Genomic DNA, 26,223 nt, shown 5'->3' with positions numbered 1-26,223 from the left:
GCCCTGTGGCCCGTCCCACAGAGTGACACGAGAAAAGAGGCGGCCGCCCGTCCGGGAGAGGGAAGACGGAGACGGCCGCCGGTGGGGGGGTACCGGCTTACCGGACTCCCGTGGGGGTAACGTTCGCGTGCCCAGGATCCGGCCCGCCATGCGCGCGGTCCCCGAATTCACCCGTCCTGGTCCCCACTCCTTCACCGCTTCGTGCAGCCGGTCCGCCCCGAGGCGAGCGTGGCGCAGGCCCTGGCCCCGGCCGCGTCCTTCACGGCCACCATCGGGGTGTAGGCGATGGTGTCCCCGGGGCTGGTGATGTCACCGGTCTGCCGGACCTTCCCCGCCTCGACCTCCACCTTGTCGCCCTGCGCGGCCCCGGTGATCCGGCCCCAGGCGGCGCCGCAGGCCTTGCTGTAGCGGACCTCGAGGGTGGTGGTGCCGACGGTGGCGGTCCTGGCGGTGGTCACCAGGTCACCGCTGCACCCCATGGCCTCGGCGTCCTTGCCGGTGCAGGCGGAGCCGGCGCACTTGACCCCGGCGGGCGGCCTCGGGGCGGTGCTGGCGGTCGGGGAGGCCTTCGTGGCGGCGGCCGGGTGCTTGCCGCCGCCACGGTCGGTGAAGAAGAAGACGGCGGCGATCACGACGAGCACGCCGACGAGCCCCGCGAGGAACATCGTCAGCCGCTGCCGGTTGGCGCTCCCCCCGGCCGGGGGCGCCGGCCGGGGAGCCGGTGGCTGTCCGCCGTACGGATCCGGGGCGGCCGGACTCCCGCCGGACCCGCTCCCGGACCCGTCACCGGGGCCACCCATGGCCCACGGCCCCGCGCCGACACCGGCGCCCGCACCCGCCCCCGCCCCCGCCCCCGCACTGGCATGGGCACTGCTCCCCGCGCCGGGCCAGGCGCCGGCCCGCGACGGCGACGGCGACGGCGACGGCGACGGCGACGGCCCCTGATACCCGGCGAGCCCCCAGGAGTTACCCCCCAAGGACGCACCTCGCCCGTCCCCCTCACCGGCCTCGGCCGCGCCGGAGTCCCGCTCCGCGCCGGAGTCCCGCTCCGCGCCGGAGCGCGCACCGCCACCTGCGGCAGGCCCCCGACCCGCCCCGTCCCGCGCCTCCGCGTCCTGCCCCGTCGGCTGGGCGGGGATCGTCGGGGAGACGCCCGCGGGGCCGGCGACGCCGGGGACCGAGGTGGCGCCTGCCCCCTGGCGGGCGTTCGTGCCGCCGGCCGCGTCGGCCGCCCCGAAGTCGCCCAGCGCGGCGCGCGCCTGGGAGATCCGGATCGCCTCCATGGTGCGGTCGTGCCGCGACTCCGCGCGGCTCCAGGCGCGTTCGGCCAGCTCCCACATGGTCGTCAGATGGATGGGGCTGGTCCCGGTGACCTCGGCGAGCGCGACGATCGCCCCCTTGGGCGCGAGGAGCCGCCCGCCCAGGTAGCGCTCCCAGGACGTCTTGCTGTAGCCCGTGCGGTCGGCCAGGGCCGCCACGCTCAGACCGCTGCGGTCCACCAGCCGCCGCAACTGGCCGGTGAACTCGCTGATCTGCGGATCCAGATCCTCCGGCAAGGCTTTCCAACGAGGCATCGCCGTCCCCCTATTTCCCCCGGTCGTGCTCCTGGTCTCGCGCGGCCCCCGGCCCGGCCCCACGGTCCGGTACCCGTCCTGGCTACCCACAGGGATGCGCTGCCTAAGGGTCCCAGTTCCCCGAGCGGGGGCGCACGGGAGCATTGCGGCGCGGTGGCCGTGCACCCGGCGCCACCGGGCCTTCGTAACGTATCCCGAACTGTCCGACATCGACACCGGACGGACACATGAGGGGGCGCGCGGACACCGTAGCGGAACCGTCACTTCCGTGCCACAGCGCAAGAACAGCCATTGAACAGGCAGTTCACGGACGGAAGGCTGAAGTGCGACGGCGGCCCGTCCCTCCTCGGGGGAGGGGACGGGCCGCCGTCGTGCGCGGTGATACGGGAGTTGCAGACCCAGCTGCCGCCACCACCGTCGGCGGTGCCAGGAGCGCTACTTGGCGAGTGTGAAGTGCAGGATGCCCTTCAGGAACGGGATCTGCAGCAGCGGATTCGGCTGGGCCATCAAGCCCAGCAGGACGATCACGAGGCCGAGGATCCCGTAGGTGACGATGTCCGTGAAGCGGGAGCGTACGGCGAGCATGCCGACGCTCGGCAATATCCACCGCATGACCGCGCCGGCCAGCAGCGCGGCACCGATCAGCAGGGTGCCGACGCGGAACACGTCGAGCGCGGTCAGCAGCAGACCGAGCGCGACGCCGCCCAGCACGACGAGCATGGGCCACTGCCGGGCGGGCGCCGGGGCGTCGCCGGCGGCGGCCCGGCCGCCGCCCTCGGGCCGCGCGGTGTCCTTCGTGAACAGCGGGAAGCGGCGGGTGACGCGGCGCGGGCGCCCCTCGGCGTCGGGGGCGCTGACCGCGTCCCGCACGGTCGGTTCCGCGTGTCCGCGGGCGTCCTCAGCCGGCACTGCGCTCCGCCGCCTCGACCACGTTGACCAGCAGCTGCGCCCGGGTCATCGGGCCGACACCGCCGGGGTTCGGGGAGATCCAGCCGGCCACCCCGGCGACGTCCGGGTGCACATCGCCGACGATCTTGCCCTCGGCGTTGCGGGAGACACCGACGTCCAGGACGGCGACGCCGGGCTTGACGTCCTCGGCGCGGATCAGGTGCGGGGAGCCGGCCGCCGCGACGATGATGTCGGCCCGCTTCAGGTGGGCGGACAGGTCACGGGTGCCGGTGTGGCACTGGGTCACGGTGGCGTTCTCGCTGCGCCGGGTGAGCAGCAGCGGCATCGGGCGGCCGATGGTGACACCGCGGCCGACGACCACGACCTCGGCGCCCTTGATCTCCACGCCGTGCGCCCGCAGCAGGGAGAGGATGCCGTTGGGGGTGCAGGGCAGCGGCGCGGGCTCGTTGAGCACCAGCCGGCCGAGGTTCATCGGGTGCAGGCCGTCGGCGTCCTTGGCCGGGTCCATCAGCTCCAGGATGCGGTTCTCGTCGATGCCCTTGGGCAGCGGCAGCTGGACGATGTAGCCGGTGCACTCCGGGTCCTCGTTCAGCTCCCGGACGACCGCCTCGATCTCCTCCTGCGTCGCCGTGGCCGGCAGCTCGCGCTGGATGGAGGCGATGCCGACCTGCGCGCAGTCGCGGTGCTTGCCGGCGACGTACTTGTGACTGCCGGGGTCGTCCCCGACCAGGATCGTGCCGAGGCCGGGCGTGACGCCCTTCTCCTTCAGCGCCGCCACGCGGGCGGTCAGATCGGACTTGATCGCGGCTGCGGTGGCCTTGCCATCGAGAATCTGGGCGGTCATACCCCCATCCTCGCGGATGACCGCCTCCCGGTTCCAATCCGGGGGGCCGTCCGCCCGCCTCGCCCGTCACGAGCCGATCAACGATGTTGCACTTGCACAACACCGCGGCTCACCGGCTGGACAAGCCACTATCCGGTCAAGAACGATGAACAGCACAGTGCAGCGGGCAGCTCATCGGGGGGACGGACCGCATCTGTAGAAACCTTCCTCCGTGCGGTGCCACGCGCCGTCCCCGCACGTGATACCCGGAGGAAACACCAGCCATGAGCTACGGCGACCCGAACAACCCCTACGGCGCCCCGCAGGGCCAGCAGCCCGGTTACGGCTACCCGCAGGCACCGCCCGTCCAGCAGCCGTACGGCGGCGGCGCCGCCCCGATGACCGCCATGCCGGGCAACGTCAGCGCGGCCCGCGTGATGCTCTGGGTGATCGTCGGCCTGCAGGTCATCGGCGTGGGCCTCTTCGCGTTCTACGCGGCGGTCGTGAACCACGCCAAGAACGACAGCACCGTGCAGAACGACTCCTCCTTCCAGCGGCTCGCCGACTACTCGACCGGCATCCTGGTGGCCATGATCGTGTTCGCCCTCGCCTGGGGCGTTTTCGCGGCCGTGCTCGCGACGAAGTTCAACACCGGCGGCAACGGCGTGCGCGTCACCATCCTGGTGTTCGGCATCATCACCGCGGTGCTCGGTCTGTACCCGTTCGTCGTCGTGGGCCTCGTCCACCTGGTACTGGCCATCCTGATCGCCTGCTTCGTCGGCGGCGCCAACGGCAAGGCCTGGTTCAACCGCGCCCGGTACTGAACCCCCGCGCGAACCGACCGCGCGAACTCGCCCGTGTGACGGAACAGTTCGCGCCATTTCAACACCGAGGGCCGTGTCTCACCCGTCCGGGGGGAGACACGGCCCTGGTGTGTCCCCCTACTCTGGCCGGGGCAGCCGTTTCGACCGCGGCCGCCTGCAGGCACGGGGAGACGCACCTTGTACAGCATCATCGTCGTACCTCCGCCGACCCCGGAGGATCCGGACCCGCGCGCCCGGATCCGGCTCGCCCCGGGTGAGCGCCTCACCTTCGGGCGGGCGCCCGGCAACGACCTGCCGATCCCGCACGCCGGGGTCTCGCGCCGGGCCGGCGAGCTGACCGCCCAGGGCGCGTTCTGGATACTGACCAACCTGTCCGCGCGGCACACGTACGTCGTGGAGAACCCCGAGGGCGCGGGCGAGCACATCAAGGTCGGCCCCGGCCGGCTCGACGCGCCGATCCCGTTCGAGTTCTCGCGGATCGTGCTGCCCGCCGGCGGGGACCTGCTGACGCTTCAGGTGTGGGCACCGCGCCACGACTACCTGCGCGACGGCAGCGGGCCGGACGGCGACACCACCGCACCGGCCTTCTCCGTCGACCGCACCAAACGCTACTTCGCGGTCCTCGCCGCCCTGTGCGAGCCACGCCTGCGCGGTGACCCGCACGCCCCGCTGCCCACCGTCGAGCAGGTCGTCGACCGGCTGCGCCCCGCCTGGCCGGCCGCCTCGCGCACCTCGGTGCAGTGGAACATCGACTACCTGGCCGTGAAGCTGCGGCTCAAGCCCGGTCCGGAGACCGCGGACACCGGTCCCCGCCTCAACGGCAAGAAGGAGTCCCTGGTCTCCCTCGCGCTCCGCTTCGACCTCGTGCGGGAGGACGACCTGGTCGTCCTGGCCGGGTCCGGGTCGGCGAGCCGGGCGGCCCGGTGACCGAGCCGTACGCCGTACCCGTGCCGAAGGGCTACCGGGTCGGCGTCTGGGAGGTGCGCGAGCCGATCGCCACGGGCGCCTTCGGCAGCGTCTACGCGGCCCGCCGCACCGGCGAGGGCGACGCCGGCCTGCCGCGCACGGCCGCCCTGAAGTTCCTGCCCACCGGTACCGGCACCCCGCGTCAACTGACGCACCTGCGCGAGCTCATCGAGCGCGAGGTCGACCTGCACCGCCGGCTCCGGCGGCCACGGCTGATCCGGATGTACGAGAGCCTCGTCGTCGACGACCCGACCCGGCCGGCCCTCGACGGCGCCACCGTCCTCGTCCTGGAGCGGGCCGAGCGCTCCCTGTCCGCCCTGCTCGACGCCTCGCCCCGCCCGGCCGCCGGACCGGCCCTGCTCGCCCAGATCTGCGAGGGGCTGGCCCAGCTGCACCGGGCGGGCTGGGTGCACGGGGACCTGAAACCGGCCAACGTGCTGCTGATGGCGGACGGTTCGGCACGGCTCGCCGACTTCAACATGGCCGCCGAACTGGAGGGCACCCACGCCTACACCCCGGCCTTCTCCACCCCCGACTACACCCCGCCCGAGCTGCTGTGGGCGGAGATCGGCGAACGCGGCCGGCGGATCCGCCCGTCCGCCGACGTATGGGCCTTCGGCGTCCTCGCCCACCTCGTCCTCACCGGCTCCTTCCCGCTCTCCGGCGGCACCCCCACGGCCCGCCGCGACGCGGCGGCGGCCTACGCGCGCGGTACCGACGAACTGCGCCTGTCGGCCCGGCTCCCGGACGCCTGGCGGGGCATCGTCCGCGACTGCCTGGCCCGTACGCACGCCGCCCGCATCACCACGCAGGCGCTGCTGCGCCGCGTCGAGTCCGCCGCCGGCACCGGCCGCTCGCCCCGCCTGCCCCGTCTCCTCCCGCACCGCGGGCGCCGTCCGGCCGTGATCGCCGGCGCGGTGGCCGGCACCGTCGCGGTCGTGGCCCTCGGCTACGGCATCAGCGCCTGGGCCCCGGCCGGCGGCACGGACGACAAGGGCGCGGCCGGCTACGGCGCCTCCGAACTCCGCACGGACCAGGGGGTGCCGGTGCGGTACCGCAAGCTCATCGTCGACTCGGCCCACGCCTGCCCCGAGTCCGACGTCACCCCCGCGCTCATCGCGGCGATGCTGAAGGCCGAGAGCAATTTCGACCCGGACCTCTCCGACCCGGCCAAGCACGAGTTCGGCATCGCCCGCTGGACCCCCGCCGTCCTGCGCTGGTACATGCGCGACGACGGCGTCCCCGCGTCGGCCACGCCCACCCCGCCCCTCACGCCCTCCGTCTCCGTCCCGGCCGTGGGCCGCTACCTCTGCTTCATGGCGCCCCATCTGAAGGCCGGCCTGCCCGGCGACAAGCGGGTGCTGCTCGCCGCCGCCTACCGGACGTCGTACTCGAAGGTGAACGACACGGGCGGAATTCCCCCGAAGTACCGCGACTACTGCGCCCGTGTCGCCCACTACCTCAAGGAGTACACGCCCCCGGGGAAGAAGTGACCCTGAGACTTCCGAGGTACCGGCCCGGGGGGACGGCTGCGACGGTGGGACCACTCCGCCACAGCGTCACGGCGGAGCGACCGACACCTTCGTTCACATGGGGGAACACGTGAACATCGCCAAGCCCGCCGCACTGCTCGCCGCGGCCACCGCCCTGCTCGCCGGCTCCACGGCCTGGGCCACCGCCGCCGCACCCGACGGAACCCGGGTCACCGGCATCCAGCGGACCGCCGACCAGGTCCTCGCGGGCCACCCGAAGCCGCTCCAGGTGTCCGCCGGCCAGGTCCGGTACGACGGCCTGACCCTCACCCGCGCCCCGCGGGGCAAGGCCGCCGCGAAGGCCCTGGACTGCGCCTACGGCCACCTCTGCATGATCGTCAACGGCACCAAGTTCGACTTCTACAAGTGCCAGACGTGGAACGTGCACAACTGGACCGGCGACGGCCCGTTCACCAACAACCAGACGCCGGGCACCGTCGCCAGGTTCTTCAACCAGGACGGCAGCGTCCGCTGGACCTCGACGGCCTACGAGTCCGGCACCGCGACCTGGGACCCGATCTGGTCGCTGCGCCCCTGCTGAGCCGGTGAGACGGACGGCCTCCGGCCCCCTCGGGGGAGGGCCGGAGGCCGTCATTCGCCTGCGGCGGTGCCGCGGCGGTGCTCAGTGGAAGAAGTGGCGCGTGCCCGTGAAGTACATGGTCACGCCCGCCTCCTTGGCGGCCTCGACGACCTGCTCGTCACGGATCGAGCCGCCCGGCTGGACGATCGCCCGGACCCCGGCCGCGATGAGGATCCCGGGGCCGTCGGGGAAGGGGAAGAAGGCGTCGGAGGCGGCGAAGGAGCCACGCGCCCGCTCCTCACCGGCCCGCTCGACGGCGAGCTTGCAGGAGTCGACGCGGTTGACCTGGCCCATGCCGACGCCGACCGAGGCGCCGTCCTTGGCGAGCAGGATCGCGTTGGACTTGACGGCGCGGCAGGCCTTCCAGGCGAAGGCCAGCTCCTTCAGCTCGTCCTCGCTCAGGGCCTCACCGCTGGCCAGCGTCCAGTTCGCCGGGTCGTCGCCGTCGGCCTGGAGGCGGTCGGTGACCTGGAGCAGCGCGCCGCCGTCGATCTGCTTGGCCTCGACCCGGTTGCAGGGCGCGCCCGGGGCCTTCAGCACACGGATGTTCTTCTTCTTGGTGAGGGCCTCCAGAGCCCCCTCCTCGTAGTCCGGGGCGACGATGACCTCGGTGAAGATGTCCGCGACCTGCTCGGCCATCGCCTTGCTGACGGGACGGTTGACGGCGATGACACCGCCGTACGCGGACACCGGGTCGCAGGCGTGGGCCTTGCGGTGCGCCTCGGCGACGTCCGCGCCGACCGCGATGCCGCACGGGTTCGCGTGCTTGATGATCGCGACACAGGGCTCGTCGTGGTCGTACGCGGCACGGCGCGCGGCGTCCGTGTCCGTGTAGTTGTTGTACGACATCTCCTTGCCGTGCAGCTGCTCGGCCTCGGCGAGGCCGCCCGTGCCGTCGACGTACAGCGCGGCGCCCTGGTGCGGGTTCTCGCCGTAGCGGAGGGTGTTCTTGCGCTCGTAGGTGGCGCCGAGGAAGTCCGGGAAGCCCGACTCGTCGACGGCGGCGTACGACGAGGCGAACCAGGAGGCGACGGCCACGTCGTAGGCAGCGGTGTGCCGGAACGCCTCGGCGGCGAGCCGCTTGCGGGCTCCGAGGTCGAAACCGCCGTCCTTGACGGCCGCGAGCACGTCGCCGTACCGCTCCGGGCTGGTGACCACGGCGACGGAGGGGTGGTTCTTGGCGGCGGCACGGACCATGGACGGGCCGCCGATGTCGATCTGCTCCACGCACTCGTCGTCGCTCGCGCCCGAGGCGACGGTCTCGCGGAAGGGATAGAGGTTGACCACGACGAGGTCGAACGGCTCGACGCCCAGCTCGGCGAGCTGCTCGCGGTGGCTGTCCAGGCGCAGGTCGGCGAGGATGCCCGCGTGCACCCGGGGGTGCAGGGTCTTGACCCGGCCGTCCAGGCACTCGGGGAAGCCGGTCAGCTCCTCGACCTTGGTGACGGGGACGCCGGCGGCGGCGATGCGGCCTGCCGTGGAGCCGGTGGAGACCAGCTCGACACCGGCCTCGTGCAGCCCGCGCGCGAGGTCTTCCAGGCCGGTCTTGTCGTAGACGCTGACGAGCGCCCGGCGAATGGGCCGCTTGTTGCTCTCGGCGGTGGCGGTCACTGGATAACTACCTTTCGTCCCTCAATGCGATAGCCGTTGCGGGCGAGCCGCCCCACGACCTCGACGAGCAGCCTTCGCTCGACTTCCTTGATGCGCTCGTGCAGCGCGCTCTCGTCGTCCTCGTCCCGGACCTCGACCACGCCCTGGGCGATGATCGGGCCGGTGTCGACGCCGTCGTCGACGAAGTGGACGGTGCAGCCGGTGACCCTGGCGCCGTACGCGAGCGCGTCGCGGACGCCGTGGGCCCCGGGAAAACTGGGCAGCAGGGCCGGGTGGGTGTTCACGAACCGCCCGCCGTACCGCGCGAGGAACTCCTTGCCCACGATCTTCATGAACCCGGCGGAGACCACCAGGTCGGGCTCGTACGCGGCCACGGCCTCGGCGAGGGCGGCGTCCCACTCCTCCCGGGAGGCATGGTCCTTGACCTTGCACACGAAGGTGGGCAGCCCGGCACGCTCGGCCCGCGCGAGACCCTCGATGCCCTCGCGGTCGGCCCCTACGGCGACGATCCGCGCGCCGTACGCCTCGGCTCCGATGCCCTCGATCTCGTCCAGCAGCGCCTGCAGATTGGTGCCGGATCCGGAGACCAGCACGACGAGGCGCTTGGCCACGGGCTTGGCGGCCACGGTGGGGCCCTTTCTCGGGGAAGCGGTTTGTGCGGTCGTACGAATGCTTCGCGCCCCGGTATACGGGGAAGTCTACGAAGCGGTCGACCGTCAGCAACGATACCGGCACTCCGGGCGGCCCCCTCGGGACGGGGGCGTGGCCGGAAGGTAGCGTTCGGGAGGAATCGAGAACGAGCGGCTCCGGGAACGCGCGCGCAGCGCGGTGCGTTTCCCGGGTGGAAGCTCACGTCGGACAGCCTTGTTCGCCTAAGGGAAGACGCTCTTTTGATGCCCGATCGCAGTCTGCGACTCCTCACGTTCCCCCAGCGCCAGGCCCAGGGAGGCGAGCGTGGCGTCGTCCTGCTGCGAGAGCGCCCGGCCTCGCCGCCCGAGGCGCACCAGGGGGGTCAGGGCGCCGGTGGGCAGGGCGGTCCGGGCGCCGGTGGGCAGGGCGGTCCGGGCGCCGGCGGGCACGGCGGCGGACGGCCCGGAGGCAGTGGCCAGCCCGGTGGGGGCGGACAGCCCGGCGGAGACGGATGGTCCCGCGGAGGCGGGCAGCCCGGTGGGGGCCGGGGTGGTGAGGGGCAGGACGACAATCCCTTCGCCCCGCCGCCCGAGGGCAGCCCTGACCGGCCGTGGCAGCCCCGGCACCCCGAGGGTTCCGCCGGATCCGGCTCGGGGCCCGGTTCCCGGGGCGACTCGCCCTGGGGTCAGTGGAGCGACCGCCAGCCGGGCCGCTCCCCCGGCAACTTCGGCGAGCGGCCCGGCGGCGGCCCCCAGGGTCCGGGCGGCCCCAGCGGCTCCGGGATGCGCTGGGACCCGACCGACCCCGCCCAGCGCCGTGCGCGCTACGCCCTCCTGTCCGGCATGTGGGCCGTCTTCTTCGCCCTGTTCAGCTGGCCGTACGTGTCCCTGCTGCTGGGCGCACTGGCCCTGTACTGGGGTATCAGCGCCCTGCGCGCCAAGCCGCGTACGCCCTCCCCGGACACCCCGGCTCCCCCGCCCGGCCGGCCCCAGACGACAGCGGCCGTCGGCGGGCTGGTGACGGCGTCCCTGGCGTTGGTCCTGGTGGCCTCGACGTTCACGGTCCAGCTGGTCTACCGCGACTACTACACGTGCGTGAGCGACGCCCTCACCCATGAGGCCAAGCAGTCCTGCCAGCAGCTGCTGCCGCAGCAGCTGCGGGGGGTCCTGGGGTCCGGCAACGACTGAGGGCCGGCGCGGCGGCACGGGGCCTGTGAGGGGCAGGGGGCAGGGGTCGGTGAGGGGCACCGGTCGGTGAGGGGCACCGGGTCATCGAGCGGCCCGGGGTCCGTCGTCGTCGGTGGCGCCCGGGTCGTTGGTGACCGGGTCGGTGGTGTGCGGATCGGTGGCGCCCGGATCGGTGGTGTGCGGATCGGTAGCGCCCGGATCGGTGGTGTGCGGAGAGGTGGCGCCCGGGTCGGTGGGGGCCGCCGGAAGGGGCGTGGCGGGCACGGGGGGCATGGAGGGCGCGGTGGGCATGGGGTCCGTCGGCTCGGTGGGTGCGGCGGCAGCGGGGGCTTCCTCTGCCGTGGCGGCCTCGCGCAGGGCGGCCCAGCGGGATGCGCGGGCGAGGTCGTCGTGCCACTCCGGGGTGAACGGGTCGGCGGCCGGAAGGATCTCGTAGCGCTCGTCCTCGTCGAGGGGGGCGGGCGCGAAGTCGGACCGGGACCCGGCCCCGACGGGTGCCATGCCCTTGCCCGGCGTCCTGTTCCCGGACTTCTCCTTGGCGGGGTCGCCGGCGTTCGCCGGGTCTCCGGTGCTCACAAAGTCCGTGAGGTGTTCCGGTTCCCCGCCGTCTGCCGGGTCCTCCGCCGCCTGAGGGGTTTTCGTCCTCGCTGCACCTGACTCCTTGCCGTTCGGCGCCCCCGGGTCCCGACCCTTCGCCGCCCCCGCGTCCTCGGCCTTCTCCGGTTCCGTCCCCTTCTCCGGTTCCGTCGCCTTCCCGGAGTTCATCGGCTGCCCGGAGGTCATCGGCTGCCCGTTCGTCGCGGCCTTGCTTGAGGCCGCCGCGGTCCTGCCAGAGGCCGTCGCGGCCTTGCCCGACGTCGTCGCGGCCTTCCCCGGGGTCGCCGCGGCGCCCGTCACCCCCTTGCGGCCCGCCCCCGTGCCCTGGGCCGGAATGCCCGCCTCGCGGGTCCGCCGGCCCCACAGTCGCCAGGCCCGCACGGCCAGCGCCACCGGCATCGCCGGCACTGCCGTCCAGACCCCCGCCGCACCCCCGGTCTGCCACCACACCGGGCCGAAGCGGGCCAGTGCGGCCACGCCCAGCGGGCCGCCCGCCAGCTCTGCGAGCAGGGCGAAGGCCACCGCGCAGGCCGACGCCGTCAGCAGGACCACCCCGGCGGTCCGGCCGGCCGACCAGGGGGCCGGCAGCGGTTCCCCGGACTCCGCCCGCCCGGCGGCGGCCCGGACCACGGCCCCCCGCCCCACGAACCACCCGGCCGTCACCCCGGCCGCCACCGGCACCAGAGCCGTCGCCCAGTTCAGCCACACCCCCGCCCCGGCGTCCGGCACCGCCGCCAGCAGCGGGAACGGCGGCAGCAGCGGCGCCGGATCGGAGGCGAACGGGTCCACCGGATGCCCGGCTCCGAGGACGAACCCGGGCCCGAGGGCGTAGGAGGCGGCCCACACCGCCGCGTTGGGGACCAGCGCGACGCCGAGCAGCAGTACCGCGAACCGCCCCGTCCAGCCCTCCGTCAGCTGCAGGAAGGACGCCCGCGCCGGCTCGCCGTGCCACACCAGCGACACCCCGACCAGCAGCGCCCCGCCCCCGAAAAGCACCGCGGCAGCCGCACCGGCCGCCCGTACGGCCGTACCCAGCCGGGCCGGTGCGTCGGCGCCGGAGACCGGCCCGCGCAGCACCGCCAGCACCTTCAGCAGGGGCTCACGCGGACGGCCGTACGCCGCCCACACCCCGGCCCCCGCCGCGCCCGCCGCGACCAGCGGCAGACACACCGTCACGCCGCTCCACTCGGGACGCAGTTCCCCTCCACCGCAGTACAGGCCGGCCGCGCAGCCGACGCCGAGGTAGCCGAGGACGACCCCGGTCCAGGCCGTGCGCGCCGGTACGGGGGGCGGGCCGTCGGCGTCGGCGGGCGCGTCCACCGCGTCCCTGGCCGCCCGGTACAGCAGCCACACCGGCAGTGCGAGCAGCAGCAGCGGGGTCACGCCGACCGGCAGGGGCGTGCCGGTGAGCGTCTCGGTGCGCACCAGCTCGACCCCGTGCCCCAACAGCCACAGGGCGGCGGCGACATGCAGCGCCCCGCCCGGTCCGCTGTCCGGGTACGGCGAGCTGATCCACATCGCCAGGACGAGCACGGCGAGCGAGCCGAGCCCGAGTCCGGCCGCGACGGCGCCGCCCAGGAGGCTCGCGGCCAGGCCGGGCGAACGGTCACGCATCCGGGTGAGCAGGGGCGTCAACGACGAGCGGCGGGCGGTCATCTGGGTCACGACGCCATGCTCCCAACGACACGCGCTTTCCCGTCGTAACAGGCGAACCACCGAAGTGTCGCTAAAAATATGAATATGTTCTTTTACGAACGGGAGGGTGCACGGTGACGACGCAGAGCCCCGCCATCCCGCTGCCACCGCCGAAGGAACGACGACGCCTGCGTGAGGCCGCCTCGCTGACGCAGGCTCAGCTCGCCGACCGGCTCGGCGTCAGCCGGGCCACGATGCGCGCGTGGGAGTCCGGCCGCCGGGTCCCCGACGGCGGCCGGGGCCAGGAGTACGCCGCGCTCCTGGCCGCCTTCGCCGAGCCGACGGCCTCTCAGGAACCGGGGCGGGCGGGCCCCGGGGCACTGACACCCGCTCAGGGGTTCGACGCGCTGTACGCGTTCTGCGCCCCCGCCCTCGTACGCCAGGCCTATCTGCTCAGCGGGCGCCGGGAGCTGGCCCGCGAGGCCGTGGAGCGGGCCTTCCAGCAGGCCTGGCAGCGCTGGCCCGAGGTGGCCCGGGACCGGGATCCGGCCGGCTGGGTGCGGGCGGTGGCGTACGACTGCGCGCTGTCCCCCTGGCACCGCTTCCGTCCGCGGTACCGCAACCCCGAACCGCCCCCCGCCGATCCCGCCGACCGGGCGCTGCTGCACGCCCTGCTGAAGCTGCCGCCGACGTACCGGCGCACGCTCGTGCTGTACGACGGGGTCGGGCTCGACCTGCCGGAGACGGCGGCCGAGACGGAGGCCAGCACCCCGGCCGCCGCCAGCCGGCTGACCCACGCCCGCGAGGCGCTGGCCGCCGCCGTGCCGGCGCTGGCCGACCCCGCCGAGCTGCACCGCCGGCTGCTCGAACTGGCCTCGGCGGAGCGTCTGGGGGCGGCCAGGCCGACGGTGGTGCGGACCGTCGGTGAACGCCGGAACGTCTTCTGGACGCGGGCGGCCATCGCGTTCACGGTGACGATCATCGGCGCCACGACGCTGACGCTCCGGACCGCCCCGAACCACTACGAGGCCCCGCTGGCCCCGGCCCAGGCGGTGCGCGGAGTCCCCCCGCCCCCCGCCCTGGGCCCCTTGTCCCCCGAGGAGCAGGCGCTCCGGGCGAAGCTCCGGCGGAAGGAGGCGAGCGGCCCGGAACGCCTGGCACCGCAGAGCCGGTAGCCGTCGGGTCCGGCGCAGACGGCGGTAGGCCCGCCCCCCACTTCGGGGGACGGGCCTACCGCCGTTCGAGCGACCGTGCCTCAGCCGGCCAGGATCTCCCGGGCCAGCTTCGCCGTCTCGGTCGGCGTCTTGCCGACCTTGACGCCGGCGGCCTCCAGGGCCTCCTTCTTGGCCTGTGCGGTGCCGGAGGAACCGGAGACGATGGCGCCGGCGTGACCCATGGTCTTGCCCTCGGGCGCCGTGAAGCCCGCGACGTAGCCGACGACCGGCTTGGTCACGTTCTCCTTGATGAACGCGGCCGCGCGCTCCTCGGCGTCGCCACCGATCTCGCCGATCATCACGATCAGGTCGGTCTCGGGGTCGTTCTGGAACGCGGCGAGGGCGTCGATGTGCGTGGTGCCGATGATCGGGTCACCACCGATGCCGACGGCGGTCGAGAAGCCGATGTCCCGCAGCTCGTACATCATCTGGTACGTCAGCGTGCCGGACTTCGAGACCAGGCCGATGCGGCCCGGCTTGGTGATGTCGCCCGGGATGATGCCGACGTTCGACTGGCCCGGGGTGATGATGCCGGGGCAGTTCGGGCCGATGATCCGGGTCTTGTTGCCCTTCTTGCCGGCGTACGCCCAGAAGGACGCCGTGTCGTGCACGGCGATGCCCTCGGTGATCACGACGGCCAGCGGGATCTCGGCGTCGATGGCCTCGACGACCGCGTCCTTGGTGAACTTCTCCGGCACGAAGATGACGGAGACGTTGGCGCCGGTCTTCTCGATGGCCTCCTTGACGGTGCCGAAGACCGGTACCTCGGTGCCGTCGAAGTCCACGGTGGCGCCCGCCTTGCGCGGGTTCACGCCGCCCACGACGTTGGTGCCGTCACCGAGCATGAGCTTGGTGTGCTTCATGCCCGTGGCGCCGGTCATGCCCTGGACGATGACCTTGCTGTCCTTGTTGAGCCAGATAGCCATGGTGTGTTGTGTCCTCGTCCTGAGTGCTTACTTGGCGGCGTGGGCCAGCTCGGCGGCCTTGTCGGCCGCGCCGTCCATGGTGTCGACGCGCTGCACCAGCGGGTGGTCGGCGTCGGTGAGGATCTGTCGGCCCAGCTCGGCGTTGTTGCCGTCGAGGCGGACGACCAGCGGCTTCGAGACGTTCTCGCCGCGGTCCTCCAGGAGCTTCAGGGCCTGCACGATGCCGTTGGCGACCTCGTCACAGGCGGTGATGCCGCCGAAGACGTTCACGAAGACGGACTTGACGTCCGGGTCGCCCAGGATGATCTCCAGGCCGTTCGCCATGACCTGGGCGGAGGCGCCACCGCCGATGTCCAGGAAGTTGGCGGGCTTGACGCCACCGTGGTTCTCACCGGCGTACGCGACGACGTCCAGGGTGCTCATGACGAGACCCGCGCCGTTGCCGATGATGCCGACCTCGCCCTCGAGCTTGACGTAGTTGAGGCCCTTCGCCTTGGCGGCGGCCTCGAGCGGGTTGGCCGCGTCCTTGTCGTGGAGCTCCTCGTACTCGGGGTGGCGGAACTCGGCGTTCTCGTCGAGCGACACCTTGCCGTCGAGGGCGATGACCTCGCCGGAGGCGACCTTCGCGAGCGGGTTGACCTCGACGAGGAGGGCGTCCGACTTGATGAAGGTGTCCCACAGCTTGATCAGGACGTTGACGACCTTGTCCGCGACCTCGGCCGGGAACTTGGCGGCCGCGACGATCTCGCGGGCCTTGGCCTCGTCCACACCGTCGATCGGGTCGATCGGCGTCTTGGCGACGGCCTCCGGACGGGTGGCCGCCACCTCCTCGATCTCCATGCCGCCCTCGACGGAGGCGATGGACAGGAAGGTGCGGTTCGCACGGTCGAGGAGGAAGGAGACGTAGTACTCCTCGAGGATCTCCGGAGCGGTCTCGGCGATCATGACCTTGTGGACCGTGTGGCCCTTGATGTCCATGCCGAGGATGTCCGTCGCCCGGGCGACGGCCTCGTCCGCGGAGGCGGCCAGCTTGACGCCACCGGCCTTGCCGCGGCCACCGACCTTCACCTGCGCCTTGACGACGGACTTGCCGCCGAGACGCTCGGTGATCGCGCGCGCCGCCTCAGGCGTGTCGATGACTTCACCGGCCAGCACCGGTACATCGTGCTTGGCGAAGAGGTCCCTCGCCTGGTACTCGAACAGGTCCACGCGCTTCCGTCCCTATCAGTGATCTCGCGGTTCGTTGGATGCGTGGGCGTGCCGCGAAGGGCAACGTGACGTCCGCTTGTCACAAGGGAGGCGCACACGGTGTCCGAGCGCGCGGCATGTCCGTCTCGCAGGTTATCTCCGCTCGCGGGGGCTCCCTAAATCGAGGGTCACACCTGAGCGGTGATACCTGTCACATGATGCCGGAATCCGTGACACGCCGTGCCACGACAGGGGTGGGAGGCGAGGCCTCACCGGGCTGGGGTTGACCCGGTGAGGCCCCTGGGACGCCCCGGGCGGACCCGGGGCCGGGGCGGTTGATCCCCACCCCAATGGGGACCACCCGCCCCGTCCGCGGGGCCCCGGCCGGACGAACCGACGGCATTCGGCCGTCCGGGTCCGGTGACCCTGCGGAGCGCTACGGGGCACTCGGCCCGGCCCTACCGGCCGGGCCGGAGCCCCTGGTCTGCGATGCCGTGGCGGTGTGCGGTGTCCCGCGCGGCGCCCGGCAGCTGTGCGGAGCCCTGCACGTGCCCGATGCCCTGCACGTGCCCGATGCCCTGCACGTGCCCGATGCCCTGCACGTGCCCGATGCCCTGCACGTGCCCGATGCCCTGCGCGGCGGCCTCCCGCACGCCGTACGGGTCCTGGACGGTCGTGCCGTACGAGTCCCGCGGGTGCGCCGGTACGGCCGTCCCGGCGAGCCCTGCCGCTCCGGCGGCCGCGTGCCCGGCCAGTGCCCCGCCGGCGCCCTGCGCGGTCCCGTGGAGGCCGTGCGCGAGTCCCCCGGTCTGCTGGACCACGGGCCCGGTGTCACCGGTGACACCGCCCGCGAACGGCCCGGCCTCGCCCGCCACGCCGTGGCCCAGTCCGGTCGCGCTCCCACCGATCCCCTCGACCCCGTCGGCCACCGGCCGCACGGTCCCGTCGACGGTGTGGACCACCTGGCGCACGGCACCGGTGACCGTGTCCGTCACCGGTGCGACCGCACCGGTGACCCCGGCCGCGAAGGGCGGCACCTGGCCGGCCACGCCCTCGGCGAAGGTCCCGGCCTGCCCGGTCACGCCGTGCGCGAGCGGCGGGACGGCGCCCGCGGTCCCGTCGGCGAAGCCCTGGACATCACCATGGACGCCGTACGCGAGCGTGCCCGCGTCCGCAACGGCCTGCCCGGCCACAGGCACCGCCCCGCGCACGGCGGCGGAGGCGACCGGCGGCAGCACCGCGTCGGCGGTGTCCCCGGCGACCTGACCGGTCAGCCCCGTGGCGTACCCGGTGACCGCGCCGGCCGGCGTCCGCACGTCGTCGACGCCGCCCGTGGCCACGCCGTACGCATCGTCCCGGGCGTCCGTGACCGTGCCCCGCGCACCCGCCGCCGCATGCCCCACCGTGGGCTGTGCGCCGCGCACCGCACCGGTGGCGACCGGAACGGCCCCGTGGACGGCCGACGCGGCCACCGGCGGGACAGCGGCCTCGGCCACGTCGTGCACCGCGTGCGCCGCGTGCACCTCGGGAGCGAAGGAGGACAGGGGGCCGAAGAGGTAGTCGATCTCGTCCTCGGGCGCGGCTTGGACGGCGGGAGTGGCTTGGACGGCGGGGGTGGCGTGGACGGCAGGGGTGGCATGGACGACTGGAGTGGCTTGGACGGCGGGGGTCTCGGCGTGCGCCTGGGCGGCGGGGGCGGTGCCGGTCTGCGCCGGCAGGCCCGCCTCGGCACCGGCGTCCGGTACGGAGACGGAGGCGGCGGACGGCTCGTCCGCGCTGGCCACGGCAGAGCCGAGCGCCCAGGCACCGGTGACACCGGCGGCTATCACGATCGAACGGCGCATGTTCTTGTTCATCGCGTGCGTCAAATCCTTCGAAAACGGCTGGAAAGGCTAGGGAGTTCCGTCCGGAGCGCGCTGAAAGTCAGTGTCCGGACGGTCGGGCAGACCTGCTTCCGCCCCGCTCCACGGGTCCGTGGCGGGGAGGCCGGCCCTGCCGCCTAGCCGGGGAAGACGGGGATGTCCCGGTGCCGTTCCCGGGTCCCGGGCGCGTCCGCGCGCGCCGCGTCGCCGGGCGCGAGCCGCAGGGGCGCCCGGCCGGCGAGGATGACGGCGTACGCGTCACCGTGCCGGGATGTGCTGCCGTCGGCCGCCTGCTTGCCGAACACGCCGTCCGGGTCTCCGGTGGGCGCGGGCCGGTCGGAGTCGCCGACGGACGTGGCCGTGTGCGCGGCGGGGGCCCGTGCCGCGTGCCGGAGGGGCGGAGGTGCCGCGGGGCCGAAGACCGCGAAGGCCGATGCCGGTGCGGACACCACGGTGCGGGCGGAGTGCCGCTCGGCCGGGCTCGTCGCGGCGGCGGTGTCGATGTGCCGCTGTGGGCGGGGGGCCGGTCCCTTCGGGGCCGGCACCTGGTGGCCGGGCGCGGCCGGCACCCGGGTGACGTCCGGCAGCGGCAGGGAGGGCGCCGTCGACCGTGTCCGGCCGACCGACCGGGACGCCTCGTCCACGGACCGGGAGGCCGTGGCCTCAAGGGTCCGGCCGACCGTGGTCACCACGTCCCGCACGGGGGCGACGGCCTCGTCCGACACCGCGCGCACCGTGCCCACGACCCGTCCCGGATCCACCGGACACCCGGGCGCCGGCGGCTGCGTCGACACCGGCACCGACACCGACACCGGCACCGGAATCCGCTCGGCCGCGTGCGCCTGCTCCCCGCAGAGAAACCCGAGCGCGAACAACCCACAGACCAGCAGCACCAGTTGGAGCGCACGCCGCGCCACCGTCGTACGCAACGCGCGCACGGCGGCACCGAAGAGGGCTGCTGAGAAGGTCAAGGAGGGAAACGTCCTCGGATCGTCGGCACGGCAGAGGCTCCGCCGATCCTTGCACGCCCCGCCCGAGGCCGCGCAAGTCCCCTGTTACCGATGGGTAGTCATATCCCCGTTCCTGCCGCTTTCCCGCCCGGCGTCACACGGTGTCCGGTATCGGCAGCGGCCGTTTCTCGAGTGCCGCCGCCATCACCGCGGGGAACAGATCGGGCGTGCAGGCGAAGGCCGGCGCGCCGAGCGCGGCGAGCGCGGCCGCGTGCTCCCGGTCGTACGCCGGCGCCCCCTCGTCCGACAGCGCGAGCAGCGCCACGAACTGCACCCCGGACGCCTTCATCGCCGCCACCCGCTTGAGCATCTCGTCGCGGATGCCGCCCTCGTAGAGGTCGCTGATCAGCACGACCACCGTCTCGGCGGGCCGGGTGATCTGCGACTGGCAGTAGGCGAGCGCCCGGTTGATGTCCGTGCCGCCGCCGAGCTGGGTGCCGAACAGGACGTCGACCGGGTCGTCCAGCTGGTCGGTGAGGTCGACCACCGCCGTGTCGAAGACCACCAGCCGCGTGCTGATCGACCGCATGGAGGCGAGCACCGCCCCGAACACCGACGCGTAGACCACGGACGCCGCCATCGAACCGGACTGGTCGATGCAGAGGACCACCTCCTTCTTCACGGACCGCGCGGCCCGCCCGTAGCCGATGAGCCGGTCCGGTACGACCGTGCGGTGCTCGGGCAGGTAGTGCTTGAGGTTGGCCGCGATGGTGCGGTTCCAGTCGATGTCGTGATGGCGCGGGCGGTTGACGCGGGCACTGCGGTCGAGGGCGCCGGTGAGCGTGGCCCGGGTGCGGGTCGCGAGCCGCTTCTCCAGGTCCTCGACGACCTTGCGCACGACCGCGCGCGCCGTCTCCTTCGTCGTCTCCGGCATCGCCTTGTTGAGCGAGAGCAGCGTGCCGACCAGGTGCACGTCCGCTTCCACCGCCTCCAGCATCTCCGGCTCCAGCAGCAGCGAGGAGAGCCCCAGCCGGTCGATGGCGTCGCGCTGCATGACCTGGACGACTGAGGAGGGGAAGTAGGTGCGGATGTCCCCGAGCCAGCGCGCCACGGAGGGCGCCGACGTGCCGAGCCCCGCCGAACGGTCCCGCCCCGGCTGCGGTTTGTCCCCCTTGCCGTAGAGCGCGGCGAGCGTGCCGTCCATCGCCGCGTCCCGTCCGGACAGCGCGCAACCGGTGCCGTCGGCCTGGTCGCCGCCGAGCACCAGCCGCCAGCGCCGCAACCGCTCCCGCGCCGGGTCGGACACTTCCTTCACCGTCGGGCCGGGCGCCGCGGGTGGTGTGGGTGGTGTGGGCGCGGGTGGTGTGGGTGTCGCTCGGGTCGTCGGTCCGGTCGTCATGTGCCCACCCCCGCGAAGCTGTTGTCGTCGTTCGTGCGCCGCTCCTCGTCCAGGCCGAGCAGCAGCCGCAGCACCGGCAGCACGGCGTCGGCACGCACGGCGTCCGGTTCGGCGGCGAAGCCGGGGGTCACCGCCGCGTGGCCCGCCCCTGTCGCCCCTTCGCCCGGCCCGCGCCGCACCAGTTCGCCGAGGGTTCTGCGCAACCCCGGCTCGTACGCCGCGAACGTCCGCCGCAGCAGTGGCAGTACGTCCGTGAACGCCTCCGCCGGCACACCCGTCAGCCAGCTGTCCACCAAGCCGAGCAACCGCTCGTCGTGCACGAGCAGCAGACCGCCCCCACCGCCGACGAACCCCTCGATCCAGGCGGCCGCGTCGGCGGGCGGCGTCCCCGGCGACAGCACGAGCCCCATCAGCCGCGCCGCCTCGTCGGACGCCAGCACACCGTCGTCCAGCAGCAGCCGCACGGCCCGCCCCCGGAGCACCCCGGGCACGGTGTCCCGCAGCGACAACGTCCGCAGGACGGCGCGCCAGCGGTCGCGCAGCCCCAGGGAATCCACCCCGGAAACCTCGGGACCCACGCCCGCGGCAGTATCGGTGGCCGTAGCGGTACCGGTGGCCGCAGGGGCAGCGGCAGCGGCAGCGGCAGCGGCAGCGGCAGCGGCAGCGGCCAGGCTCTCCCCCAGCAGCCCCACCGCCGTGTGCACGGCGTCCACATGGCCGCGCATCTCCTGCGCCGCGTCCGTGTCCAGCGTGGCGCAGGCCGGGGGCAGGCCGACGAAGATGCGCTCGGCGAGGCCCGCCGCGACCCCGGTCAGCGCGGCGGTGTCGGTGCCGCGCACGTCGCCGTAGCGCAGCGAGCGGACCAGGGCGGGCAAGGCCTGGGCGAGGTGACCGACGTCCGCGTCGAGGGCCGCCCGGTCGGCGAGCACCCGCATGACCACGGGCAGGGCGTCCGACAGCCCGGCGAGGAGACACTGCTCGGCGAGCGCGGTGACGTCGGCCAGGGCCCGGGCGGCGGTCGCGTCCGCCTCGGCCTTGGCCAGAGCCGCGGCGAGGACGGTCGTCCCCCACACGCCCGCCTCGGCGACCCGCACCGACAGCTCCGGCTCCCAGCGCAGCCGCCAGGTCTCCCGGAACGTGCCCGTACTCCCCCGCGACCGGGCCGGCTCGCCCCAGCCGACGCCGAGCAGCCGCAGCCGGTGCAGCAGCCTGCTGCGGCCTGCGTCGGTCTCCTTGCGCAGGTCCAGCTCCAGCTCGCGCTCCAGCGCCTCCGGTTTGAGCCGCAGCGCGCGCTGCTGCCGCGCCAGGTCCCGCTGCAACGGCACGGCGGGGGCGGACTCGGGCACCTCGCCGAGGACGTCCCCGACCACCAGCCGGTCGTGCACCAGCGCCAGCGGCACGTCCGAGCCGTCGCACATCACCGCGCGCACCGCGTCGGTCGTCTCGGTCAGGCCCGGCAGCGGCCGGCCGCGCATCGCCGCGAGGGTCTCGGCGAGCCTGACGGCCTCGATGACGTGCGCGGAGGAGACGATCCGGTCCTCCTCGCGCAGCAGCCCCGCCACCTTGGTGAGCCACCGCTCGACCGGCCGGTCGGGGGCACGGAACAGGTGTCCGTACCAGCCCGGCGAGTCGATGCCGGCGCCGTATCCGCTGGACCGGGCGAGTCTGCGGTGTGTCCAGGGCACCCAGGTCAGATCCGTCTTGGCCTTCGGCAGGCCCTTCAGCAGGGCCCGGTCCGCGGCCACGGTGGTCTTCCGCCGCAGGGCGGGCACGTGCCAGGCCCCGCACACCACGGCCACTCCGTCCCCGAACTCCTTGCGTGCCGTGCGCAGTTGCAGCCGCATGTGGGCTTCCCGGACCGCGTCCCGGGAGCGGTCGCCGGGGCCGTACCGCTCGCGGAGCGCCCCCATGGCTTCCTCCAGGGCGGCGAACGGCGCGAAAGGGTCCCGCCTGCCCGGCCCCCGGTGCTCCACGACGTCCTCCCACCACCGCTCGGGATCGTCGTATCCGGCGGCCTCGGCGAGCACGGCGAGCGGGTCGACGCGGACCTGGTCCCCGGCGGCGGCCTCTTCCCCGGCACCGGCACCGCTACCGGCACCATCGTCGGCGTCCGCATCGGCGTCGGGCTCGTAGACACCCCCCTCAGTGCCCTCCTTCTCCTCCCACGCGAGCGTGTGCGTGGCCGGCAGGTCGATGAAGCGGGCGGGAACGCCGTGCTCCAGGGCCCAGCGCATGGCCACCCATTCGGGGCTGAACTCGGCGAGCGGCCAGAAGGCCGAGCGGCCCGGCTCGTCCACGGCGTGGGCGAGCAGGGCGACCGGGGGCCGCAGACCCGGGTCGGCGGCCAGCGGGATTAGCGCGTCGGCCTCGGGCGGGCCCTCGATCAGGACGGCGGCGGGGCGGCCGGCGTCCAGTGCGGCCCGCACCGCGCGCGCGGAGCCCGGTCCGTGGTGCCGCACGCCGAGCAGCAGCGGCCCCGGTCCGTACGCCGGGCTCCCTCCCGGGTCGGTCATGCGCTCACCTCCCGGCAGGCGCGGTAGAAGTCCGTCCAGCCGTCGCGCTCGCGGACCACCGTCTCCAGGTACTCCTGCCAGACGACCCGGTCGGCCGCCGGGTCGCGGACGACGGCGCCGAGGATGCCGGCGGCGACGTCGCCCGCGCGCAGCACGCCGTCGCCGAAGTGGGCGGCGAGGGCGAGGCCATTGGTGACGACGGAGATCGCCTCCGCCGTGGACAGGGTGCCGCTGGGCGACTTCAGCTTCGTCCGGCCGTCGGCGGTGATGCCGTCGCGCAGCTCGCGGAAGACGGTCACGACCCGGCGGATCTCCTCGATGCCGTCGGGCGCGGCCGGCAGGTCCAGGGAGCGGCCGATCTGCTCGACGCGGCGGGTGACGATGTCGACCTCGGCGTCGGCGCTCTCGGGCAGCGGCAGCACCACGGTGTTGAAGCGGCGGCGCAGCGCGCTGGAGAGGTCGTTGACCCCGCGGTCGCGGTCGTTGGCGGTGGCGATGAGGTTGAAGCCGCGGACCGCCTGAACCTCCTGGCCCAGCTCGGGGATGGGGAGGGTCTTCTCGGACAGGATCGTGATCAGCGTGTCCTGGACGTCGGCGGGGATACGGGTCAGCTCCTCGACCCGGGCGGTCATCCCCTCGGACATGGCCCGCATGACGGGGCTGGGCACCAGGGCGTCCCGGCTCGGGCCGTGCGCGAGCAGCCGGGCGTAGTTCCAGCCGTACCGGATCGCCTCCTCCGGGGTGCCGGCCGTGCCCTGCACCAGCAGGGTCGAGTCGCCGCTGACCGCGGCCGCCAGGTGCTCCGACACCCAGGTCTTGGCGGTGCCGGGCACGCCGAGCAGGAGCAGGGCGCGGTCGGTGGCGAGTGTGGTGACGGCGACCTCGACGATGCGGCGCGGTCCCACGTACTTCGGTGTGATCACCGTGCCGTCCGGCAGGGTGCCGCCGAGCAGGTACGTCGCCACCGCCCACGGCGACAGCTTCCAGCGGGCCGGGCGCGAGCGGTCGTCCTGCGCGGCGAGCGCGGCGAGTTCGGCCGCGAAGGCGTGCTCGGCGTGTGGCCGCAACGCCTGCGGCCCCTCGCTCCCGCTCGCATCGCCGGACTTCGCATCGGCGGACTTCGCTTCCACGGACATCGCTTCCACGGACACAGACATGGCTGAGGCCCCCTCCAGCTCGGCCGGTTCGAGATCTGCCTCCACGGTGCACCACGCCACTGACAATCGCTCTGACCTGCACAGACGTGCACGCAGGGCCGATTGTCAGTGGCGGGTTCTACGGTCGGTGGCATGACTGAGCAGGGGGTGCGCTGGACCGCGGGCCAGGTGCTGGCACTGGCGCCTGACGCCGCGTCACGCAAGGCGGGAAGCAAGCTCGGCGCGGCCGGTCCGTGGTCCGGGACAGGCAGTCGTGCGGAGGGGGCGGTGTGGGGGCTCTGCAAGGGCAGTGGCAGCAGGCCGTATCAGACGGTGGTGGACCTCGCGGGTGCGGCGGGACCCGGCTACAAGTGCAGCTGTCCGAGCCGTAAGTTCCCGTGCAAGCACGCGCTGGGCCTGCTGCTGCTGTGGTCGGGCGGCGACGGATCGGTGCCGGTCTCCGCGCAGCCGCCGGACTGGGCGGAGCAGTGGCTGGCGGGCAGACGCGAGCGCGCGGAGAGCAAGCGGGGTCGCAGCGACGGGGGCGCGGCGGTCGGCTCAGCCGATCCGGAGGCGGCGCGGCGTCGGGCCGAGCGCCGGGCGGAGCGGGTCACGGCGGGAGTGACGGAGCTGGAGCAGCGCCTGGCGGACCTGCTGCGCGGCGGCCTGGCAGCGGCCGAGCAGGCGGGGTACGGCGCATGGGACGAGACGGCCGCCCGCATGGTCGACGCGCAGGCCCCGGGACTGGCCGCGCGGGTCCGGGAGTTGGCGTCGGTCCCGGCGTCCGGACCGGGCTGGCCGGCCCGGCTGCTGGAGGAGTGCGCGCTGCTGCATCTGCTCGACCAGGGCTGGGTGCGCCGTGAGCGGCTCCCTGAGGCCCTGGCGGCCACGGTCCGCTCCCGGCTCGGCCTGCCCGCCTCGGCGGACGGCCCGCCGGTCCGGGACCGCTGGCTGGTCCTCGCCCAGTACGACTCGGTGGACCCAAAACTGACGACGCGCCGCATCTGGCTGCACGGCGCCGAGTCGGGCCACACCCGGCTGCTGCTGTCCTACGGCGCGGCCGGCCGGGCCCCGGAGCTGTCCCTGCCGGTCGGCCTGGCCCTGGAGGCGGAGCTCTCGTCCCATCCGGGTGCCGGTCGGTCCCGCGCGGCTCTCGGCGAGCGGTTCGCCCCGCCCGTACCGGCCGCGTTCCGCCCGCCGGGCGTGACCACGGCCGAGGCGGCAGCCCGGTACGGCGAGGCGCTGCGCGACGACCCCTGGCTGGAGGCGGTCCCGGTGACGCTGGGCCGCGTGACCCCGGTCCCGGACGGCGACACCTGGCAGCTGGCCGACGCCGACACGGACACGGCCCTCCCGCTGACCCGGACCGCCCGCTCCCGCCCCGGCCTGTGGCGGATGGTCGCCCTGTCGGGCGGCGCCCCCGTCACGGTCTTCGGCGAGTGCGGCCACCGCGGCTTCACCCCCCTCACGGCCTGGCCGGAGCAGCCGGGCGAGGCGGTACCGCTGTGCTGACCGACGGCCCGGGCCCGGGGAAGACCGCGGGGACGCCTGAAAGAGGCGCACGGCGGCCCGCAGGGAGGCGTGGCAGCGGCGTGCGGGCGGCCAGGGGCGGCAGCGGCACTCGGACAGCCGCAGGTACGCACGGGTGCGACGCACGCCAGGCCGGGCTCCCGCGCGCAAGAGGCGCCTGGCCGCCCTCAGGACCGCGCGGCGGATGCGCGCAGGAGGCCGCGCCCATGCGCGCGGGAGGCACCTCGTCCGGGCAGGGCGGACGCGCGGGCGCCGGAGGCGCCGGACATCACGGCGTTTCCGCCCCGCCGGCCGGACCGGCCCCGGGGCGGGCCCCGCGGACGCCCACCCCGCCCCACGCACAGCCACAGCCAGCGCCACGGCCACGGCCCACACCGCCGACCGCCCAGATCCACGGAAGGAAGGGGACCCGATGAACGGGACGTCGACCAGCAGGGACGCCACGGCCTCCGCGAGCTCCTGGGAGGACCTGGTCACCACCGCCCTGCTCGGCACGGACCGGCGCCCCGTGGCGACCGGCGCGGCCGAGGCGTCCGGGGCATCCTCCTTGCCGACGTCCATGAAGAAGGGGTCCAGCCGCAGCCCGGCGTAGACGCGTACGCCCTGGCCCTCGCCACCCCGTTCGTCGTCCACCTGG

20 protein-coding genes and 1 pseudogene are annotated in these 26,223 nt (G+C 74.1%); 8 read left to right on the top strand and 13 right to left on the bottom strand.

The genetic code is table 11. The features are described 5' to 3' along the window. Window positions 1-191: 191 nt before the first annotated feature. The 3 genes from AB0N17_RS31045 to AB0N17_RS31035 all read right to left on the bottom strand — a co-directional run bounded on the left by AB0N17_RS31045 (window position 192) and on the right by AB0N17_RS31035 (window position 3,327). Window positions 192-1,574 carry a DUF2690 domain-containing protein gene (locus tag AB0N17_RS31045; RefSeq protein ID WP_366014886.1) on the bottom strand — a complete coding sequence of 461 codons (1,383 nt, stop codon included), beginning with the start codon at window positions 1,572-1,574 and terminating at the stop codon, window positions 192-194. A gap of 435 nt (window positions 1,575-2,009) precedes the next feature. After that, window positions 2,010-2,483, bottom strand: a complete 474-nt coding sequence (locus tag AB0N17_RS31040; protein ID WP_366014885.1) for a DUF3017 domain-containing protein — start codon at window positions 2,481-2,483, stop codon at window positions 2,010-2,012. Next, a complete protein-coding gene (locus AB0N17_RS31035; RefSeq protein ID WP_366014884.1) occupies window positions 2,473-3,327 on the bottom strand; it encodes a bifunctional methylenetetrahydrofolate dehydrogenase/methenyltetrahydrofolate cyclohydrolase in 855 nt (284 codons plus the stop codon). The genes AB0N17_RS31040 and AB0N17_RS31035 overlap by 11 nt, the downstream gene beginning before the upstream one ends. Before the next feature lie 263 nt (window positions 3,328-3,590). On the opposite strand from AB0N17_RS31035, the gene AB0N17_RS31030 reads away from it, so the two are divergent. The 4 genes from AB0N17_RS31030 to AB0N17_RS31015 all read left to right on the top strand — a co-directional run bounded on the left by AB0N17_RS31030 (window position 3,591) and on the right by AB0N17_RS31015 (window position 7,169). Beyond that, window positions 3,591-4,130 carry a hypothetical protein gene (locus AB0N17_RS31030; RefSeq protein WP_366014883.1) on the top strand — a complete coding sequence of 180 codons (540 nt, stop codon included), beginning with the start codon at window positions 3,591-3,593 and terminating at the stop codon, window positions 4,128-4,130. Window positions 4,131-4,307: 177 nt separating this feature from the next. After that, entirely contained in the window at window positions 4,308-5,057 is a 750-nt protein-coding gene (locus AB0N17_RS31025) for an FHA domain-containing protein (RefSeq protein ID WP_366014882.1), read from the top strand. Beyond that, entirely contained in the window at window positions 5,054-6,589 is a 1,536-nt protein-coding gene (locus AB0N17_RS31020; RefSeq protein ID WP_366014880.1) for a protein kinase, read from the top strand. The genes AB0N17_RS31025 and AB0N17_RS31020 overlap by 4 nt, the downstream gene beginning before the upstream one ends. Before the next feature lie 97 nt (window positions 6,590-6,686). Beyond that, entirely contained in the window at window positions 6,687-7,169 is a 483-nt protein-coding gene (locus tag AB0N17_RS31015) for a hypothetical protein (protein ID WP_366014879.1), read from the top strand. An 81-nt stretch (window positions 7,170-7,250) separates the two neighbouring features. On the opposite strand, the gene purH is transcribed toward AB0N17_RS31015, so the two are convergent. Both purH and purN read right to left on the bottom strand, forming a co-directional pair. Continuing rightward, complete coding sequence (gene purH, locus AB0N17_RS31010) at window positions 7,251-8,819, bottom strand: bifunctional phosphoribosylaminoimidazolecarboxamide formyltransferase/IMP cyclohydrolase (RefSeq protein WP_366014878.1); 1,569 nt, start codon at window positions 8,817-8,819, stop codon at window positions 7,251-7,253. Beyond that, a complete protein-coding gene (gene purN, locus AB0N17_RS31005) occupies window positions 8,816-9,445 on the bottom strand; it encodes a phosphoribosylglycinamide formyltransferase (protein WP_366014877.1) in 630 nt (209 codons plus the stop codon). The genes purH and purN overlap by 4 nt, the downstream gene beginning before the upstream one ends. 267 nt (window positions 9,446-9,712) lie before the next feature. Here purN and AB0N17_RS31000 point away from each other — a divergent pair, with 267 nt between their 5' ends. Continuing rightward, entirely contained in the window at window positions 9,713-10,636 is a 924-nt protein-coding gene (locus AB0N17_RS31000) for a hypothetical protein (protein WP_366014876.1), read from the top strand. Window positions 10,637-11,596: 960 nt separating this feature from the next. On the opposite strand, the pseudogene AB0N17_RS30995 reads toward AB0N17_RS31000, so the two are convergent. After that, window positions 11,597-12,889 (bottom strand): annotated as a pseudogene (locus tag AB0N17_RS30995) (DUF6350 family protein); the annotation flags it as partial. A gap of 113 nt (window positions 12,890-13,002) precedes the next feature. Here AB0N17_RS30995 and AB0N17_RS30990 point away from each other — a divergent pair. After that, window positions 13,003-14,043, top strand: coding sequence for a sigma factor-like helix-turn-helix DNA-binding protein (locus AB0N17_RS30990; protein ID WP_366014875.1), 1,041 nt, complete (start codon window positions 13,003-13,005; stop codon window positions 14,041-14,043). Window positions 14,044-14,123: 80 nt separating this feature from the next. On the opposite strand, the gene sucD is transcribed toward AB0N17_RS30990, so the two are convergent. From sucD to AB0N17_RS30955, 7 genes are all read right to left on the bottom strand, one after another. Beyond that, window positions 14,124-15,008, bottom strand: coding sequence for a succinate--CoA ligase subunit alpha (gene sucD, locus AB0N17_RS30985; protein WP_366014874.1), 885 nt, complete (start codon window positions 15,006-15,008; stop codon window positions 14,124-14,126). Window positions 15,009-15,035: 27 nt separating this feature from the next. Continuing rightward, complete coding sequence (sucC, locus tag AB0N17_RS30980) at window positions 15,036-16,217, bottom strand: ADP-forming succinate--CoA ligase subunit beta (RefSeq protein ID WP_366014872.1); 1,182 nt, start codon at window positions 16,215-16,217, stop codon at window positions 15,036-15,038. Window positions 16,218-16,654: 437 nt separating this feature from the next. Continuing rightward, window positions 16,655-18,052, bottom strand: a complete 1,398-nt coding sequence (locus tag AB0N17_RS30975; protein WP_366014871.1) for a hypothetical protein — start codon at window positions 18,050-18,052, stop codon at window positions 16,655-16,657. Window positions 18,053-18,195: 143 nt separating this feature from the next. Beyond that, window positions 18,196-19,029: a hypothetical protein gene (locus AB0N17_RS30970; protein WP_366014870.1), complete on the bottom strand. Its 834-nt coding sequence runs from the start codon at window positions 19,027-19,029 to the stop codon at window positions 18,196-18,198. A gap of 133 nt (window positions 19,030-19,162) precedes the next feature. Continuing rightward, complete coding sequence (locus AB0N17_RS30965; RefSeq protein WP_366014941.1) at window positions 19,163-20,323, bottom strand: VWA domain-containing protein; 1,161 nt, start codon at window positions 20,321-20,323, stop codon at window positions 19,163-19,165. Window positions 20,324-20,403: 80 nt separating this feature from the next. Next, the gene (locus AB0N17_RS30960) at window positions 20,404-22,920 is read right to left on the bottom strand and encodes a DUF5682 family protein (RefSeq protein WP_366014869.1); all 2,517 of its coding nucleotides are present in this window, start codon (window positions 22,918-22,920) and stop codon (window positions 20,404-20,406) included. Continuing rightward, window positions 22,917-24,077 (bottom strand): AAA family ATPase, encoded by a 1,161-nt coding sequence (locus AB0N17_RS30955; RefSeq protein ID WP_366014868.1) that lies wholly within the window; start codon window positions 24,075-24,077, stop codon window positions 22,917-22,919. The genes AB0N17_RS30960 and AB0N17_RS30955 overlap by 4 nt, the downstream gene beginning before the upstream one ends. A gap of 132 nt (window positions 24,078-24,209) precedes the next feature. Between AB0N17_RS30955 and AB0N17_RS30950 the strand changes: the two genes are divergently transcribed. Beyond that, window positions 24,210-25,568 (top strand): SWIM zinc finger family protein, encoded by a 1,359-nt coding sequence (locus AB0N17_RS30950; protein WP_366014867.1) that lies wholly within the window; start codon window positions 24,210-24,212, stop codon window positions 25,566-25,568. Window positions 25,569-25,998: 430 nt separating this feature from the next. Further along, window positions 25,999-26,178, top strand: a complete 180-nt coding sequence (locus AB0N17_RS30945) for a hypothetical protein (RefSeq protein ID WP_366014866.1) — start codon at window positions 25,999-26,001, stop codon at window positions 26,176-26,178. Window positions 26,179-26,223: the final 45 nt, after the last annotated feature.

The sequence above is a fragment of the Streptomyces sp. NPDC051133 genome, from assembly GCF_040682635.1.
In the GTDB taxonomy this organism is placed as follows: Bacteria; Actinomycetota; Actinomycetes; order Streptomycetales; family Streptomycetaceae; genus Streptomyces.
This window is presented reverse-complemented; position numbering and strand designations above follow the sequence as displayed.